The sequence below is a fragment of the Bacillus sp. LJBS17 genome, from assembly GCF_019334685.1.
Taxonomy (GTDB): Bacteria; Bacillota; Bacilli; order Bacillales; family Bacillaceae; genus Bacillus; species Bacillus subtilis.
The window spans coordinates 983,825-1,000,556 of the sequence record NZ_CP079759.1 but is presented as its reverse complement, the minus strand read 5'-3'; the positions used below and the strand labels follow the sequence as shown (position 1 = coordinate 1,000,556).

The following is a 16,732-nucleotide window of genomic DNA, read 5'->3' as shown; positions in this document are numbered from 1 at the left end:
AGCAACCAAAACGCCTATGCTCCGTCTAATAAAAAAAACCCGTTCCAATGAACGAGTTTTCTCTAAAATTAGAATCTTTTCGCACCTAGGTAACGAGGCTTCCAGTAGCTGTTGTTCAGGCTGCTGATTTGTACGCCGTCAGATCCTGCATGAATGAAACTGTTGTTTCCAATGTAAATCCCCATATGAGAAGGGCCGGATTTATATGTTGTGAAGAAGACGAAATCACCAACAGACGGGCTGGCAATGCTCTTCATAGAACTCCAGTATCCTGCAGTGCTTGTTCTGCCCACACTTGTTTGTTTATTCAGTACGTACCAAATGAATCCGCTGCAGTCAAAGCCGGAAGTTGTCGTTCCGCCCCATTTGTATGGCGTTCCGACTAACGCTTTTGCATCAGAAACCAGCTTGCTCACATTAAGTGATGTAGATGACGTTTTGCTGCTTGAAGATGATGAAGATGAAGCAGGTTTTGAGCTGCTTGTGCTTGTTCCTTTCACCTTCAATACTTGGTTGACATAGATTACATCTGATTTTAAGCCGTTTAAGCTTTTTAATTTGCTAACCGTAGTGCCATATTTGCTCGCAATTTTAGAAAGGCTGTCTCCGCTCTTCACTTTATAAGTAGAAGTTGAAGACGATGACACTTTTGATGAGCTGGAGCTGCTTGAACTAGTTGAACCTTTCAGTTTCAGGACTTGTCCAACACGAAGCAAATCTGATTTTAAGCCATTCAGCTTCTTCAGTTCATTGATTGTCATGCCGTATTTTTTTGAAATTTTCCAAAGGCTGTCCCCGCTCTTTACTTTGTATGTAGAAGAAGAGGAAGAAGAACTGCTGCTTTTTGAACTTGTAGATTTGCCGTTAATCGATAAAGTTTGTCCCACATAAATAATGTCTGAGCGAAGGTGGTTCTCTGATTTAATTTTACTGATCGTTGTGTCGTATTTTCTTGAAAGATCCCATAACGTGTCGCCTTTTTTCACCTTAATGCTTTGTGCAGATGCCGCTCCTGCAAATAACGTCGATCCTAAAACAACTGCTGTCGTAGCTGTAATGATTTGCTTTTTCATATTTTCCTCCCCAAATGTTAACTCTCTATATATGTATCTCTTTTTTTAAATTAATCTTATTGATTTCTATTATAAGGATAGATTCCCATCAGAAATAGTCTTGACTTCATGTGACAAATTTCTTAATTATTCGTTCTAAAAAAAAGTTTTTAAGGGTATTAAATATTTCATTTTCGTTGCAAAAGTGACAAAAAACGAGTGCTTTTGTCATGTTTTATGGGATGTTTTTCAACATAAAGGAAATAAATGAAAAACTTTCGGGGTCGGCTCACATACCGGAAAAATGAGTGATAAAGAATATTCGAGGAGAGCTGCGGTTATCCGCAGTTTTTTTATTTAAACAAACATATCATGCAAAGACAGAGAGGTAAAGATTTTTCTGAAAAATGAATGCTTTACATCAAATAAGGCAAGATAACGAAAAGCGTTTTTTCATTTCCTTACAAGGCTTTACTTATTGTTTACATGATCAACAGCCGCATTTAACAAAATTTCCCTAACATGATAAACGGAATACATTAAAGGAGGCATGAGAAAATGAATTTATTTCAAAATATGAAATCAAAATTTCTGCCAATCGCCGCTGTTTCTGTCCTTACAGCTGGAATCTTTGCCGGAGTTGAGCTGCAGCAAACAGAAAAGGCCAGCGCCAAAAAACAAGACAAAGCTGAGATCAGAAATGTCATTGTGATGATAGGCGACGGCATGGGGACGCCTTACATAAGAGCCTACCGTTCCATGAAAAATAACGGTGACACACCGAATAACCCGAAGTTAACAGAATTTGACCGGAACCTGACAGGCATGATGATGACGCATCCGGATGACCCTGACTATAATATTACAGATTCAGCAGCAGCCGGAACAGCATTAGCGACAGGCGTTAAGACATATAACAATGCAATTGGTGTCGATAAAAACGGGAAAAAAGTGAAATCAGTACTTGAAGAGGCCAAACAGCAAGGCAAGTCAACAGGGCTTGTCGCCACGTCTGAAATTAACCACGCCACTCCAGCCGCATATGGTGCCCACAATGAATCACGGAAAAACATGGACCAAATCGCCAACAGCTATATGGATGACAAAATAAAAGGCAAACATAAAATAGACGTGCTGCTCGGCGGCGGAAAATCTTATTTTAACCGCAAGGACAGAAACTTGACAAAGGAATTCAAACAAGCCGGCTACAGCTATGTAACAACTAAACAAGCATTGAAGAAAAATAAAGATCAGCAGGTGCTCGGGCTTTTCGCAGATGGAGGGCTTGCTAAGGCGCTCGACCGTGATAGCAAAACACCGTCTCTCAAAGAAATGACGGTTTCAGCAATTGATCGCCTGAACCAAAATAAAAAAGGATTTTTCTTGATGGTCGAAGGGAGCCAGATTGACTGGGCGGCCCATGACAATGATACAGTAGGAGCCATGAGCGAGGTTAAAGATTTTGAACAGGCCTATAAAGCCGCGATTGAATTTGCGAAAAAAGACAAACATACACTTGTGATTGCAACTGCTGACCATACAACCGGCGGCTTTACCATTGGCGCAAACGGGGAAAAGAATTGGCACGCAGAACCGATTCTCTCCGCTAAGAAAACACCTGAATTCATGGCCAAAAAAATCAGTGAAGGCAAGCCGGTTAAAGATGTGCTCGCCCGCTATGCCAATCTGAAATTCACATCTGAAGAAATCAAAAGCGTTGAAGCAGCTGCACAGGCTGACAAAAGCAAAGGGGCCTACAAAGCCATCATCAAGATTTTTAATACTCGCTCCAACAGCGGATGGACGAGTACCGATCATACCGGCGAAGAAGTACCGGTATACGCGTACGGCCCCGGAAAAGAAAAATTCCGCGGATTGATTAACAATACGGACCAGGCAAACATCATATTTAAGATTTTAAAAACTGGAAAATAAAAAGGATGCAGAACGCTGCATCCTCTTTTTTATAAATATCTGCGGTGAACACCTTTTCCGTCGTACGAAAACATGACTTCCTTATCCTCAAGCACAGACTCAATGTGCACGCTTCTTCCCCAAAGCTGGAATAAATAAGGAAGCACCTTCTCCAAATATTTCAAATCTAACTCTATTCCTTCATACCAATGCTTAATATAGAGCTCGTTATTTTTCATATAATCGCCGTCGTTTACTGTCAAATATGGAAAACCGCCATTTACCCGCATGCTTACGAGCTGGTCGCGCACCGACTTCCACTGTTTATCGATGATTTTATAATCTCGGCCCTGTTTTTGAAATAAATAAAGATCCTCGCGCATGACTAATTCTTTGGTTAAATAATTGCGGATGAAAGAGATATCGGATTCAATCTCCCTGACCTCAAACATTTTCTCCCGGCCGGAGTCAGGCTGCACGCCCATTTTCTTCATTTCCTCCGTCGGGTTGTTGTACCTCTCCTCAATGTCTTCAAATATTTTCAGCCCTAAATAATAAGGATTAATGCCTGTTTTGGACGGCTGAACGACACCTGCATTCAGCTTGGCGAACTCGATCGCTTCATCAGAGGTTAAATCAAGCTCACGTATAATTCGCTGGTGCCAATAGGAAGCCCAGCCCTCATTCATAATCTTGGTTTCCAGCTGAGGCCAGAAATAAAGCATTTCCTCTCTCATCATCGTTAATATATCACGCTGCCATGGCTCCAGCTCCCGGGAATGCTCCTCGATAAAAAGCAGGATATCTTTTTCAGGCCGCGGCGGGAACGGTTTTTTCGATTTTTTCACTTGTTTTTTCGGTTTCTTTTCATCCAAAGACCATAGATCATCGTAAGGCGTGGCTGCCTCTTCAATCTCCTCTTCCTCATCATCCACACTCCATTGGAGCTTTGGTCGGACCAACGACGGATCGATATGCTCCTGAATCGAAAGGATCGCATCTAAAAAAGATTCCACTTCTTTTATCCCGTGAACCTGTTCATAGTGTTTTATCCGTTCAGCTGTTGCCGCCATGCTTTCCACCATATCGCGCTTCGTGTTTTGGAAACGGCAGTTGTTTTTGAAGAAATCGCAATGGGCAAGAACGTGTGCGACAATCAATTTATTTTGGATCAGTGAGTTGCTGTCCAGCAAAAAAGCGTAGCATGGATCTGAGTTAATGACCAGCTCATAGATCTTACTTAACCCTAGATCATAGTGCAGCTTCATCTTATGAAACTGCTTGCCGAAGCTCCAGTGGCTGAATCTTGTCGGCATCCCGTACGCGCCAAATGTATAAATAATTTCAGCCGGGCAGATTTCATATCTCATCGGGTAGAAATCAAGGCCGAATCCTTTTGCAATTTCGGTAATTTCCTCAATTGCCCGCTGTAATCCCTTCTTCTCCTCCGCGTTCAACCGAATCCCCCCTACTTGGACTTATCTATAATGTATGAGCCCGCCATACAAAAGATGATAGTCTCACTCGGGCAAGAAAAAATTCCCCCGGCACATTCATCTGTTTGCTTATTGGATCAGTGGGTAAACACACACCATACTACGAAAAAGGAGCGATACCAATTGAATGTAGCAGACGTGCTTTCTTCTTATCTCAGTAAGCTGCCAAACGTAATCATTGCTTTACTCGTCTTATTAATCGGCTGGGCTATTGCTAAAATCATTGAAAAAGCGGTATACAAAGGACTCAGCAAAACAAAAATCGACGACAAGCTCTTTGCTGGGAAAAAGCCTTCACGCTATTCCTCGGAAAAAGTCATAAGCAAGGTCGTTTATTTTATCGCACTGATCATCGTCTTTATTTTATTCTTTAACATTTTGCACCTGACAACAGTGGCATCGCCGTTTGTCAGTATGCTTTCGGCGATTGCAGCTGCGATCCCAAGCGTGCTGAAAGCCGGACTCATTCTGCTGTTAGGATGGGCTGCAGCCTCTGTTTTGAGCTTCCTTGTCAAAAAAATCGGGATGAAGCTGAACACGAGTGACAAACTGCGCAAGTGGAATTTGGTGTCTGAAGGAAAAGATATTCACCAGGCTGTCAATACCGCTTCACAAATTGTCTTTTATCTCGTGCTGCTTGTTTTTCTGCCAGGGGTCTTATCTTCTTTGAAAATCAGCGGCATTTCAGGTCCTTTTACAAATATGATGGAAAGCGTGCTCGCTTTTCTGCCGAAATTATTTGCAGCGGCGCTTATCGTATTAATCGGCTGGCTTGTTGCCCGCCTTGTCCGTGATATCATTACGAATTTCCTTGCAAGCATCGGCACGGAAAGATTCGCGGCACGTATGGGTTTATCAATTTACTTAAAAGACACAAGCCTTTCAGCAGTCATCGGAACAATCGCTTATGTGCTCATTATGATTCCGGTGGTCATTTCAGCGCTTGATCAGCTGGATGTCGCCGGCATTTCAAAACCAGCTGTCTCTATGCTGAATACGATTTTAAACATGCTTCCGAACATCATAATTGCCATCGTGCTTGTTTTAGCGGGTATCTGGGCAGGAAAATGGGTGAAATCCATGGTGTCCGGACTGCTCCATCGCGCAGGCTTTGATTCTGTCTTAGGGAAAATGGGCATGGAAGCCGGAACGCCTGCAAAGCTGTCCTTGTCTCAAGTTGTCGGTATGATTGCGCAAATCATTGTCATTCTGCTCTTTACAGCTGAGGCGCTTCAAATTGTTCGGCTGCACTTCCTCGTAGAAATTGCCACCGGCATCATCGCATATCTGCCGAATGTCCTTGTCGCAGTATTCATTCTCGGACTCGGCCTTTACGCAGGAGAATTGGTGAGAAAAGTGCTCTCAAGCATGATAAAAGGCCAGGAATTCAAGTCTTTAGCGCCTATTGCTAAATATACGATTATCGCACTTGCTTTCTTTATGGCCCTGGATCAGCTTGGTGTCGCTGCGACAATCGTCAATTCCGCGTTCATCATCGTACTTAGCGGCTTCGCACTTGCTTTTGGTTTATCCTTCGGCCTTGGCGGTAAGGATTTTGCATCACGTTATCTGTCTACATTTGAACGCAAAATGCAAAACACAGAAATCGAAAAAAACCGTAAAAACCAAAATCCGCCGAATGACATGTAAGCAAAAAACATGCACCCTGCTGGGTGCATGTTTTTTAATTCCTTTTTTTTCATTTTTCAATCGATTATGATAAGATATAGAAAATGTCTTATTCTGAGGTCTTATTATGAAGTTAACCAATTATACAGATTATTCATTAAGAGTGTTGATTTTTCTGGCTGCAGAGCGTCCCGGAGAACTTTCAAATATAAAACAGATTGCCGAAACGTATTCTATTTCAAAAAATCATCTCATGAAAGTCATATACAGGCTCGGCCAGCTCGGCTACGTAGAAACGATACGCGGACGGGGCGGCGGCATACGATTAGGCATGGACCCTGAAGACATCAACATCGGTGAGGTTGTCAGAAAAACGGAGGACGATTTTAATATTGTTGAATGTTTTGATGCGAACAAGAATCTCTGCGTTATTTCCCCGGTGTGCGGCTTAAAACATGTGCTGAATGAAGCGCTTTTGGCCTACCTCGCAGTTTTAGACAGATACACACTGCGCGACCTCGTCAAAAACAAAGAAGATATCATGAAGCTTTTAAAATTGAAGGAATGAATCAAGATTCCTTCTTTTTTTTATGCCCTTTTTCCCCCTTATTGTTAAGATAATATGGCTAATTTTATAAAAAGGCAAAACGATGAGACAAATGTGCCGATATAAAAAAGAAACAGCAAATGCAAAATCATTGGGGGAAAAAGGAGAGCTAAGATGAAAAAGAAATTAGCAGCAGGGCTGACAGCATCTGCGATTGTCGGCACAACTTTAGTAGTGACACCAGCTGAAGCAGCAACGATTAAGGTCAAAAGCGGAGATTCTTTATGGAAACTGGCCCAAACCTATAACACAAGTGTGGCGGCCCTCACATCCGCCAATCATCTTTCGACTACTGTTCTGTCGATCGGCCAGACACTTACTATTCCAGGCAGCAAATCCAGCACTTCTTCATCTACTTCAAGCTCAACAACCAAGAAGAGCGGAAGTTCTGTTTACACAGTGAAAAGCGGAGATTCACTTTGGCTGATCGCAAATGAGTTTAAAATGACCGTGCAGGAACTGAAAAAATTAAACGGACTAAGCAGCGATTTAATTCGTGCTGGGCAGAAATTAAAGGTGTCCGGTACAGTTTCTTCAAGCTCTAGTTCCAGTAAAAAAAGCAACTCTAATAAGAGTTCAAGCTCCAGTTCAAAAAGCAGTTCTAATAAGAGTTCAAGTTCTTCATCTTCTACGGGAACATATAAGGTGCAGCTTGGAGATTCACTTTGGAAAATTGCAAACAAAGTCAATATGTCCATCGCTGAATTGAAGGTTTTGAACAACTTAAAATCAGACACCATTTACGTGAATCAGGTGTTGAAAACAAAATCAAGCGGCTCTGATACGTCTTCTAAAGACACTTCATCCAAATCGAACCAAACTTCAGCAACAACTAAATATACCGTTAAAAGCGGTGATTCACTTTGGAAAATCGCAAACAACTATAACCTGACTGTACAGCAAATCCGAAATATCAACAATCTGAAATCAGATGTGCTGTACGTTGGACAAGTATTGAAGCTGACAGGTAAAGCATCTTCAGGCTCTTCATCATCGTCGTCTTCTTCGTCAAATGCAAGCTCCGGCACGACGACTACATACACAGTGAAAAGCGGTGATTCCTTGTGGGTGATTGCTCAAAAATTTAAAGTAACAGCTCAGCAGATTCGTGAGAAAAACAATTTAAAAACGGATGTCTTGCAGGTTGGCCAAAAGCTGGTCATTTCCGGAAAAGCTTCATCATCGTCTTCATCCGGTTCTTCAAACAACACCAGCTCAACGAGTGCGAAGATTAACACAATGATTTCGGCCGCTAAAGCGCAGCTTGGGGTTCCGTATCGCTGGGGAGGCACGACACCGTCCGGGTTTGACTGCAGCGGATTCATTTACTATGTACTGAACAAAGTCACATCCGTATCTAGATTAACGGCAGCGGGATATTGGAACACAATGAAATCAGTTAGCCAGCCTGCTGTCGGAGATTTTGTTTTCTTTACAACATATAAAGCCGGCCCTTCCCACGTCGGAATTTACCTAGGCAACGGGGAATTCATAAATGCCAACGATTCCGGAGTTGTCATTTCCAATATGAACAACTCTTACTGGAAACAGCGCTATCTCGGTGCAAAACGATATTTCTAAAAACAGAAACTGTGCGGCCTTAACGGCTGTACAGTTTTTTATTAGAGCCTAAAGACGTTGATGCTGATCATATGATTTGTCACCGGATGAAAATAGACTTCGGCCCGAACAGAAAAAGTGTCATCTTTCTGTCTGACTGTCACCCGAAAGACATCTTTCGTCTGCTGATCATTCACCTCTGTACGCCCCATATAAGCATAATCAGAAAATGAAGCGCCCTTATATTCATCCTGAATTTTGCTCCAGGCAAGCTGTTCCCACTTTTGAACGGACTCGTCTGTGTCCGTTGAATGACCTTTTGCAGCCATTGACACGATAATCAATCCGCAAAAAAGAAGCGCGATGGTATACGGCAGGGATTTCATTTTTTCAGTCTCCTGTACCCAGAATATATTCCCTCATAGGTTTACCAAAAGCGATATCTTCATTCAGGCATTTTGATTTTATGTCTCCCTCATATTGCTACCCCTTTACTGACGCAGACGGCAAGTTTTGCCCCGTCAATAACAGAGGATGCGGCATAAACTAATCATGAACTTCTCACCCAAGAAAGGAGAAGCGATTCATGGATTATGCCGATTACGATAAAGCGCTTTATTACACCCATCGTTCTCAATGGGATAATTTATTAATTTTAATGGTGCGTACAGAGGACGATTTGTTATCAAAACGAATTGAGCATTTTCTGCATGCGTATCATTTTGAACAGGATTACGCCGTTTTAGAAAAGATGCTGTATTCCCTTCTCCGATATATTGATCATGCCACAGAGCTGACTTATGAAGATCAAATAGCCCTTCTCACATAAACAAATCCCGGCGTTTAGACGCCGGGATTTCCTGCTTTTGCGAACATGCTGAGTTCTTCGACAAGCTCTTTTATGCTTTCCTTAATGTTTTCAGCCACTGTAGCATTTTCAACATCAATATGCACCGGATCAAGCACCAGCTGCTTTGGGATGACATTGGCGTAGACACCCCGCATCACAGTTCTCATATTGTTCAGCGCATTGATGCCGCCTTTTCCGCCTCCCGCTACTGCCAATAATGCAACGGGCTTATATTTGAATTGTTCGCTGCTTAGAAAATCCAAGGCATTTTTTAAAGCGCCGCTCATGCCGCTGTGATATTCAGGCGATAATAATACAATCGCATCCGCTTTCGTAACGCGTTGCTTAAGCTCCTGTACCTTCAACAGTTCAGATTGATCCGCTTCACCGTTAAAAACCGGCAATACAAACTCGCTTAGATCAATCAAATCCGTGTGATACAGAGCTGCAATATAGGAAGCTGCAATTCTTGTTCTGCCATGTTTTCTAGGCGTGCCATTTATGACTAACATGTTCATTTTAAGATCTCTCCATTCAGGTTATATTTCACTGCGAAAAGCGCTGCTTGCGTGCGATCGGCCACTTCAAGTTTTGCTAAAAGATTCGATACATGGGTTTTTACTGTTTTTTCTGAAATAAACAAGGATGCTGCGATTTCTTTATTGCTTTTCCCGTTCGCTATTTCAGTCAGAACGTCTTTTTCCCTTCTTGTTAATTGATAGTATTTTTCTTTTTCCGGGTCGTGCTGATTTTTCATATGTGTCAGCACATGGGGCATAATAGCTGTAGAAAGCTTGTATTCGCCAGCATGCACTTGTCTTAGTGTTTTCACCAATTCCTCGGGCTCCGTATCCTTTAATTGATACGCCTTCGCGCCTGCCTGAAGCGCGGGGATGACGTGCTCCTGATCAGAGTAGCTCGTCAGCACAATGATATTCGTCTCCGGAAATTGCTGTATTGCTTTTTTAATGGCTTGAATGCCGTCCATCTCGGGCATAGACAGATCCATTAGCACAAGATCCGGCTTTGTCTCTTCGATGACACGGAGAGCTTCTATTCCAGTTGCAGCTTCTCCGACAACTTCAATATCATCCTGGGTGGCAAAGAAAAAACGCAGACCCTTTCTGACAACATGATGATCATCAGCAATGACAATTTTCATACCGCCCCTCCTTTTCGGCTTGTTAGCGGAAGCCTGATGGACAGCTTTGTTCCAGTTCCAAGCGCTGACTCAATCCAAAACTTAGCTCCGGCTTTTTCCGCTCGTTCTTTCATACCCTTGATGCCAAGTGAAGGCAGACCGGTATGCGCTTCATAGCGAAATCCTGCCCCATGATCGATGATATCCAGCTCCGCATGGCACAAAGAAGCAGTCAGACTAACATACGCCGTATCCGTTCCGGCATGCTTTTTGCAGTTATTTAAAGCTTCCTGTACGACACGCCATAACATATGCTCCTGCTCATCAGTCAGAACAGGACAGCCTTTTTGTGTAAAAATGATCTTCAATCCAATGAGCGCACCATAGCTTTTAATGGCTTCAGCCAGCCCTTTTTCCAATCCTCCGGGGCGAAGCTGCCAAATTAACGCTTTCATTTCTGCGAGCGCGTCCTGTGATAGGTTTTGGATGAAATCAATCATCTGCAGTAAATTCTCATCTTTTGTTAGTGTCTTCGCAGCTTTGGCAGTTAAACTGACGGAAAACAGCATTTGATTGACTGAATCGTGAAGCTCCTGAGCGAGGCGGTTACGCTCCATTAAAAGAGCATTTTTTTGTTGATATTCAGAAAGCCTCATACGCTGGATTGCCGTTCCGATCTGAAAGGCGACAGACTCGAGTAAATGCAGCTCTTCCTCATCAAACATGGTTTTTCCGGCCGCCGCTACATTTAACAATCCGAATCTTCTGTCCCCGTCTTCTAAGGGCACAGTTGCATGATGCGTAATCCCTTCTGTGTCAAAACAATGCAGGTTTTCTGCTGATTCGATGCGTTTGCAGTTCATGATATTTGCAGCCTTTCTAAGCCCTCCGTTATTGAATTTCGTCAGACAGTAACACTCCCCTTCGCACATCAGCACTTTTTCCTTGCGGCTTAAAGCCGGGGGCAGATAAGCGTCGGCCGCTAACGTATAAGACCCATCTTCTTCGATCAGAAAAATCCATCCGGATTGAAGGTTTGTCAGACTCAGCAACTCTTTTAAAACCTCATCCAGTGTTGCTTTGATATCGTGCCCTTGATTTAAGGTTTCCGCAATCGTTTTCAGCGTTTTTAATTTTTCCATCCTCGTTTTGCTCACGTTTCTCACTCCGGCATTGATCTTGTATTTAAGATTATACCAGTTTTTTGTATTTCATTGCTTCACTTGTAGGATGATTTTCTTTCAGACTTTTGGATGAGAAAAAGAAAAAGCCGGATCATTTACAATGACCCAGCTCATACTTGAATTATTTTGCTGTTGACTCAACAATTTCATCCACCGTCTTCATTACATCTTCAGAAAGGGAGGCAAGACGCTGTTCACTGTCTTCCAAAGATGACCCTTTTACGGCGAAATAAAATTTCACCTTCGGCTCAGTTCCTGAAGGACGAAGACAGAACCAAGACCCGTCTTCCAGGAAGTATTTCAATACATTTGATTTTGGCAAGTCGATGGCTTCTTCTTTGCTTTCAGTCAGAAGCGTCCGTTTGCTTACAGCGTAATCTTCTGCTGTGACAACCTGTTTGCCCGCCATTTTCTGCGGCGGATTTTGTCTGAAGGAAGCAAGAATCGCTTCAATTTGCTCTGCTCCTTGTTTGCCTTTCAGCGTCAAGGACTTCAGCCCTTCACGATAAAAACCATACTCGTTAAAGAGATTGATGAGCGCCTCATACAATGACATTCCCTGTTTTTTATAGAACGCGCAAACTTCAACTGCCAAAAGCGCAGCCTGAATGGCGTCCTTATCGCGGGCAAAATCCCCGATTAAATAACCGTAGCTCTCTTCATAACCGAATTGGAAGGTATACTGGCCTGATGCCTCGTATTCCTTAATCTTTTCACCGATAAACTTAAAGCCAGTCAGCGTATCAATCGTATCAAGGCCGAATGAAGAAGCTACAGCACGGCCGATTTCACTTGTGACGATCGTTTTGAGAACAACACCGTTATCAGGCAGGATACCTTGTTTTTTCTTTTCAGAAAGCAGGTAATGAAGCAGCAGCGCTCCGGTTTGGTTTCCTGTCAGCACTGTATATTTGCCTTGATCGTTTTTCACCGCGATGCCGAGGCGGTCAGCATCAGGATCTGTCGCGATGAGAATATCTGCATTCTGCTCCTCCCCAAGCTTAATGGCATATTCGAATGCCGCATGCTCTTCCGGGTTTGGCGATGTAACAGTGGAGAAGTTTGAATCCGGCAGTTCCTGTTCTTTGACAACCGTTACATTTTTGTAGCCGAGTGCTTCAAGACCGCGTCTGACCGGTTTATTTGCAGTTCCATGCAGCGGTGTGAAAACAACCTTTACATCTACTTCTTCCGATAATTCAGGATGTACAGAAATGGACGTCAGTTTTTCTGTATAAACTTTATCAATATCTTCACCGATGATTTTGATTAAGCCTTTTTCTTTTAACTTATTTTCTTCGTCCACTGTGATCGTCAGCTCATTTTCAATCGCGTTTACCTGCTCAATGACGATGTCCGCTTCCTTTGGAGGCAGCTGGCCGCCATCATCCCCGTATACTTTGTAGCCGTTATATTCAGGCGGGTTATGGCTTGCCGTTACCACAATTCCCCCATAAGCGTTCAGCTGTCTGACAGCGAATGACAGCTCTGGCGTCGGGCGAAGCTCATCAAACACGTATGTTTGGATGCCTTGTGTCGCAAGTGTTTTTGCCGCTTCCATCGCGAACTCCGGAGATTTATGACGGGAATCATAAGCAATGACAACGCCCCGTTTTTTCGCTTCCTCACCTTGCTTCGAGATGTATGCCGCAAACCCGGCCGATGCTTTGCGCACAGTGTAAATATTCATCCGATTTGTCCCGGCGCCGATTTCCCCGCGCATTCCGCCGGTACCGAATTCAAGGTCTTTATAGAAACAGTCCTCAAGGGCCTGTTCATTCCCCTCTAATTCAATAAGGCGCTCTTTTAATTCCGGGTCTAAATGTTCTGTCTGTTTCCAGCGTTCATAGCTCTTTCTCCAAGTCATATTCGTCCTCCTATGTATCAGCTTATGCCATTATTTTATATGAAGCGGGTGCCTCTGTCACTTGATAACCTGAGATCTGGCCCTTTCGGCACGTAAAAAGAAATAACGGGCTGCAGACAGCCCGTTATGATTTATTGTTCAAGCGGTACGACCGCATCGTGTAAAAGCTTGTTGAGGTTTTCTGTATGTTTGTTTTTTGCCTGCTCATCCCATTGGAATCGCTCGCTCATAAAATCAATAACGGCATCTTTATATGTTCTTACCCAATTGATATCAAAAAATAAACGTCCCGTTCTGCGGACAAAGAAGTCAGCAGGGGTTGCAGTCATCTCTTCTTCTATACTGTATTCTGCCTCAGCAAGAATATGAACCGGAATGTTGCGTTTCGCGGCCTCATCTTTCAGCGCTTCTACCCGGTCAAAGACACGATCTACGTTAGAGCCGTATCTGATCGCAAGCTGTTTTGCGTCTTTTTCTGATAATCCGGCTGCAATTCCTTCTTTTGTTTTTGCGGTAACGAAGGACATGAGATTTTTCGAACCGCCGACGTGCCCGCCAGAGATTGGCATGTTTTTCGTTTTACATGGTCCAAAATCCTTTTCGCCTTCTTCTTTTAAGCGATCACGGACAAGATCAACGATGTGCTCCGCCATTTTTCTGTATCCAGTCAATTTTCCGCCGGCAATGGTGATCAGGCCTGAGTCAGATGTCCAAATCTCGTCTTTCCGTGAAATTTCAGAAGGATCTTTGCCTTCTTCATGAATCAGCGGACGCAGCCCCGCCCAGCTGGATTCGATGTCATTCGCAGTGATATTCAGTTCCGGGAACATGTAATTGATTGAATTGATGACATAATCACGATCCTCCGTTGTCATCCGCGGATGCTCCAGCGCCTCTTTGTAAACAGTGTCTGTTGTTCCCACGTATGTTTTGCCTTCACGAGGAATCGCAAATACCATCCGGCCATCAGGTGTATCGAAATATACAGCCTGTTTCAGCGGAAAGACAGACTGGTCAAATACAAGGTGAATGCCTTTTGTATGCTGCAAATGCTTCCCGTTTTTCGAATGGTCTTTTTCTCTGAGCTGATCGACCCAAGGGCCTGTAGCATTGACAATTTTTTTCGCATACACTTTATATTCTTTCTTTGTCAGCACATCTTCAATTAATACGCCGACGGCTTTGCCTTTTTCGTAAAGAAGCTCCTTCACTTTGGAGTAATTCACAGGCTCTGCCCCGAATTTCACCGCTTCCTTCATGACTTCGATGGTCAGTCTCGCATCGTCAGTGCGGTATTCCACATAGTACCCGCCGCCTTTTAAGCCGTCTTTTTTCACCAAAGGCTCTTTTTGCAGCGTTTCTTTTGCTGAAAGCATGCTTCTTCGTTCTGACTTTTTCACACCTGCAAGGAAGTCATAAACTCTTAACCCGATAGATGTTGTAAATGAACCGAATGTGCCGCCTTTATGAAACGGAAGCAGCATCCATTCCGGTGTAGTGACATGCGGGCCGTTTTCATACACAATCGCCCGCTCTTTTCCTACCTCAGCGACCATTTTCACTTCAAATTGTTTTAAATAGCGCAAGCCGCCATGTACCAGCTTCGTTGATCGGCTTGATGTTCCCGCCGCAAAGTCCTGCATTTCGCTTAGTGCGACCTTCATTCCCCTTGATGCCGCGTCAAGAGCTGTTCCGGCTCCTGTAATTCCTCCTCCGATAATAAATAGGTCATATGTTTTTTTCGTCATGTCTGTCAACATGCGATCTCTTTCAAGACTTGAAAATTGATGTTTCATCATTACGTTTCCTCCTTGTTGTCACGGTAAATAGAAAAAGAGACCACAACAGCCAAAGTGCATGCTTACACTTTGGTGCTGTGGTCTCTCCTCATCTCAGGACCGTTCTTATTAACTTGTAACCATTATACCATAGTATTACTTTATTTGAAAGCCATAGCTGCTTTCACGGCTTTTTGCCAGCCTTTATACAGCTCATTTCGTTTTTCTTCTTCTAATTCAGGCTCAAACCGTTTATCCAGATTCCACTGGTTCGCGATTTCAGAACGGTCCTTCCAGAATCCCACAGCGATACCCGCCAAATAAGCCGCGCCAAGTGCAGTCGTTTCATTAATTTCCGGGCGCTCCACAGGAACATTCAACAGGTCTCCTTGGAACTGCATTAGGAAATTGTTTTTCACAGCTCCTCCGTCTACACGAAGCGTCTTTAATGAAATGTTTGAGTCTGCTTCCATTGCGTCAAGCACATCTTTTGTCTGATAAGCCAATGACTCCAGTGTCGCACGGATAAAGTGCTCTTTTGTTGTCCCTCTTGTCAGGCCGAAAACCGAACCGCGCACATCACTGTCCCAGTAAGGCGTGCCCAGTCCGACAAAGGCCGGAACAACATACACGCCGTCAGTTGAATCCACTTTCTCTGCATAAGATTCGCTAAGCGATGAATCCTGGAACATTCTCAATCCGTCTCTAAGCCACTGGATGGCAGAGCCAGCGACAAAAATGCTTCCTTCTAACGCATAGTTCACTTTTCCGTCAATGCCCCAAGCGATTGTTGTCAAAAGCCCATGTTCGGACTTAATTGCTTTTTCCCCGGTATTCATCAGCATGAAACATCCTGTGCCGTAAGTGTTTTTCCCCATGCCTTCTTCAAAGCATGCCTGGCCGAACAATGCGGACTGCTGGTCGCCTGCCGCTCCAGCAATCGGGATATTTTTTCCGAAGAAGTGATAATCAACAGTCTCCGCATACACATGAGAGGACGGCTTCACTTCAGGGAGCATGGATTTCGGTACGCCTAGAATGTCGAGCAGTTCATCGTCCCATTTTAAATCGTAAATATTAAACATCAGTGTTCTTGAGGCATTGGAGTAATCGGTCACATGCGCTTTTCCGCCTGACATTTTCCAAATGAGCCACGTATCAATCGTTCCAAACAGCAGCTCGCCTTTTTCCGCTTTTTCTCTCGCGCCTTCCACATTGTCTAAAATCCACTTCACCTTCGTGCCGGAGAAGTATGGATCGATTAAAAGCCCAGTTTTTTCTCTGAATTTATCATTATATCCTTTTTCACGAAGTTCCTCACAAATGCCGGACGTCTGTCTGGACTGCCAAACGATTGCATTATAGACAGGACTTCCTGTATCTTTATCCCACACAACCGTCGTCTCGCGCTGGTTCGTGATGCCGATGCCGGCAATTTGAGAAGCGCTGATTCCTGATTCAGAGATGACTGAGGCGATAACCGCGAGGACAGAGCCCCAAATTTCATTGGCATTATGCTCAACCCAGCCAGGATGCGGGAAGTATTGTGTAAATTCCTTTTGAGCAGAGTGGACAATTTTGCCTTCTTTATTAAACAGAATCGCTCTTGAACTTGTCGTCCCCTGATCTAAGGATAAAATGTACGTTTCCATAA

General features: G+C 43.7%; 14 protein-coding genes. 5 read left to right on the top strand and 9 right to left on the bottom strand.

The genetic code is table 11. The features are described from left to right. Positions 1-68 precede the first annotated feature (68 nt). Positions 69-1,073, bottom strand: coding sequence for a peptidoglycan endopeptidase LytE (gene lytE, locus KXZ66_RS05110; RefSeq protein ID WP_003244816.1), 1,005 nt, complete (start codon positions 1,071-1,073; stop codon positions 69-71). Between the two features lie 537 nt (positions 1,074-1,610). On the opposite strand from lytE, the gene phoA reads away from it, so the two are divergent. Next, positions 1,611-2,987 (top strand): alkaline phosphatase PhoA, encoded by a 1,377-nt coding sequence (gene phoA / locus KXZ66_RS05105; protein WP_167568692.1) that lies wholly within the window; start codon positions 1,611-1,613, stop codon positions 2,985-2,987. Positions 2,988-3,016: 29 nt separating this feature from the next. On the opposite strand, the gene spoVR is transcribed toward phoA, so the two are convergent. Then, positions 3,017-4,423 (bottom strand): stage V sporulation protein SpoVR, encoded by a 1,407-nt coding sequence (gene spoVR / locus KXZ66_RS05100; protein ID WP_014479295.1) that lies wholly within the window; start codon positions 4,421-4,423, stop codon positions 3,017-3,019. Between the two features lie 30 nt (positions 4,424-4,453). On the opposite strand from spoVR, the gene KXZ66_RS05095 reads away from it, so the two are divergent. The 3 genes from KXZ66_RS05095 (at position 4,454) to lytF (ending at position 8,279) form a co-directional block, all read left to right on the top strand. Then, on the top strand, positions 4,454-6,112 hold the full coding sequence (locus tag KXZ66_RS05095) for a mechanosensitive ion channel (RefSeq protein ID WP_080332598.1): 1,659 nt from the start codon (positions 4,454-4,456) through the stop codon (positions 6,110-6,112). A gap of 106 nt (positions 6,113-6,218) precedes the next feature. Then, on the top strand, positions 6,219-6,659 hold the full coding sequence (gene nsrR, locus KXZ66_RS05090) for a nitric oxide-sensing transcriptional repressor NsrR (RefSeq protein ID WP_101501936.1): 441 nt from the start codon (positions 6,219-6,221) through the stop codon (positions 6,657-6,659). 153 nt (positions 6,660-6,812) lie between these two features. After that, positions 6,813-8,279, top strand: coding sequence for a peptidoglycan endopeptidase LytF (gene lytF / locus KXZ66_RS05085; RefSeq protein WP_219144836.1), 1,467 nt, complete (start codon positions 6,813-6,815; stop codon positions 8,277-8,279). 41 nt (positions 8,280-8,320) lie between these two features. Here the strand turns inward: lytF and KXZ66_RS05080 are convergent, their stop codons facing one another. After that, complete coding sequence (locus KXZ66_RS05080) at positions 8,321-8,644, bottom strand: YqzG/YhdC family protein (RefSeq protein WP_003233371.1); 324 nt, start codon at positions 8,642-8,644, stop codon at positions 8,321-8,323. A gap of 200 nt (positions 8,645-8,844) precedes the next feature. Between KXZ66_RS05080 and KXZ66_RS05075 the strand changes: the two genes are divergently transcribed. Beyond that, positions 8,845-9,087, top strand: a complete 243-nt coding sequence (locus tag KXZ66_RS05075; RefSeq protein WP_003233373.1) for a YhdB family protein — start codon at positions 8,845-8,847, stop codon at positions 9,085-9,087. Positions 9,088-9,101: 14 nt separating this feature from the next. Here the strand turns inward: KXZ66_RS05075 and yhdA are convergent, their stop codons facing one another. From yhdA to glpK, 6 genes are all read right to left on the bottom strand, one after another. Beyond that, entirely contained in the window at positions 9,102-9,626 is a 525-nt protein-coding gene (gene yhdA / locus KXZ66_RS05070) for an FMN-dependent NADPH-azoreductase (RefSeq protein ID WP_032677419.1), read from the bottom strand. Further along, positions 9,623-10,270: a two-component system response regulator YhcZ gene (yhcZ, locus tag KXZ66_RS05065; RefSeq protein ID WP_038428674.1), complete on the bottom strand. Its 648-nt coding sequence runs from the start codon at positions 10,268-10,270 to the stop codon at positions 9,623-9,625. Before yhcZ ends, yhdA begins: the two co-directional genes overlap by 4 nt. Further along, positions 10,267-11,406, bottom strand: a complete 1,140-nt coding sequence (gene yhcY / locus KXZ66_RS05060) for a two-component system sensor histidine kinase YhcY (protein WP_069322475.1) — start codon at positions 11,404-11,406, stop codon at positions 10,267-10,269. Before yhcY ends, yhcZ begins: the two co-directional genes overlap by 4 nt. A 148-nt stretch (positions 11,407-11,554) precedes the next feature. Beyond that, the gene (gene pgcA, locus KXZ66_RS05055; protein WP_219144835.1) at positions 11,555-13,300 is read right to left on the bottom strand and encodes a phospho-sugar mutase; all 1,746 of its coding nucleotides are present in this window, start codon (positions 13,298-13,300) and stop codon (positions 11,555-11,557) included. A 131-nt stretch (positions 13,301-13,431) separates the two neighbouring features. Continuing rightward, the gene (gene glpD / locus KXZ66_RS05050) at positions 13,432-15,099 is read right to left on the bottom strand and encodes a glycerol-3-phosphate dehydrogenase (protein WP_015715569.1); all 1,668 of its coding nucleotides are present in this window, start codon (positions 15,097-15,099) and stop codon (positions 13,432-13,434) included. A 140-nt stretch (positions 15,100-15,239) separates the two neighbouring features. Next, positions 15,240-16,730, bottom strand: a complete 1,491-nt coding sequence (gene glpK, locus KXZ66_RS05045; RefSeq protein WP_003233384.1) for a glycerol kinase GlpK — start codon at positions 16,728-16,730, stop codon at positions 15,240-15,242. Between the last annotated feature and the right edge of the window lie 2 nt (positions 16,731-16,732).

What these genes read in the sequence shown, in the direction of transcription:
- lytE (WP_003244816.1), bottom strand. Translation starts at nt 1,073, where the DNA reads ATGAAAAAGCAAATCATTACAGCTACGACAGCAGTTGTTTTAGGATCG.
- phoA (WP_167568692.1), top strand. Translation starts at nt 1,611, where the DNA reads ATGAATTTATTTCAAAATATGAAATCAAAATTTCTGCCAATCGCCGCT.
- KXZ66_RS05095 (WP_080332598.1), top strand. Translation starts at nt 4,454, where the DNA reads ATGTATGAGCCCGCCATACAAAAGATGATAGTCTCACTCGGGCAAGAA.
- nsrR (WP_101501936.1), top strand. Translation starts at nt 6,219, where the DNA reads ATGAAGTTAACCAATTATACAGATTATTCATTAAGAGTGTTGATTTTT.
- lytF (WP_219144836.1), top strand. Translation starts at nt 6,813, where the DNA reads ATGAAAAAGAAATTAGCAGCAGGGCTGACAGCATCTGCGATTGTCGGC.
- KXZ66_RS05080 (WP_003233371.1), bottom strand. Translation starts at nt 8,644, where the DNA reads ATGAAATCCCTGCCGTATACCATCGCGCTTCTTTTTTGCGGATTGATT.
- KXZ66_RS05075 (WP_003233373.1), top strand. Translation starts at nt 8,845, where the DNA reads ATGGATTATGCCGATTACGATAAAGCGCTTTATTACACCCATCGTTCT.
- yhdA (WP_032677419.1), bottom strand. Translation starts at nt 9,626, where the DNA reads ATGAACATGTTAGTCATAAATGGCACGCCTAGAAAACATGGCAGAACA.
- yhcZ (WP_038428674.1), bottom strand. Translation starts at nt 10,270, where the DNA reads ATGAAAATTGTCATTGCTGATGATCATCATGTTGTCAGAAAGGGTCTG.
- pgcA (WP_219144835.1), bottom strand. Translation starts at nt 13,300, where the DNA reads ATGACTTGGAGAAAGAGCTATGAACGCTGGAAACAGACAGAACATTTA.
- glpD (WP_015715569.1), bottom strand. Translation starts at nt 15,099, where the DNA reads ATGATGAAACATCAATTTTCAAGTCTTGAAAGAGATCGCATGTTGACA.
- glpK (WP_003233384.1), bottom strand. Translation starts at nt 16,730, where the DNA reads ATGGAAACGTACATTTTATCCTTAGATCAGGGGACGACAAGTTCAAGA.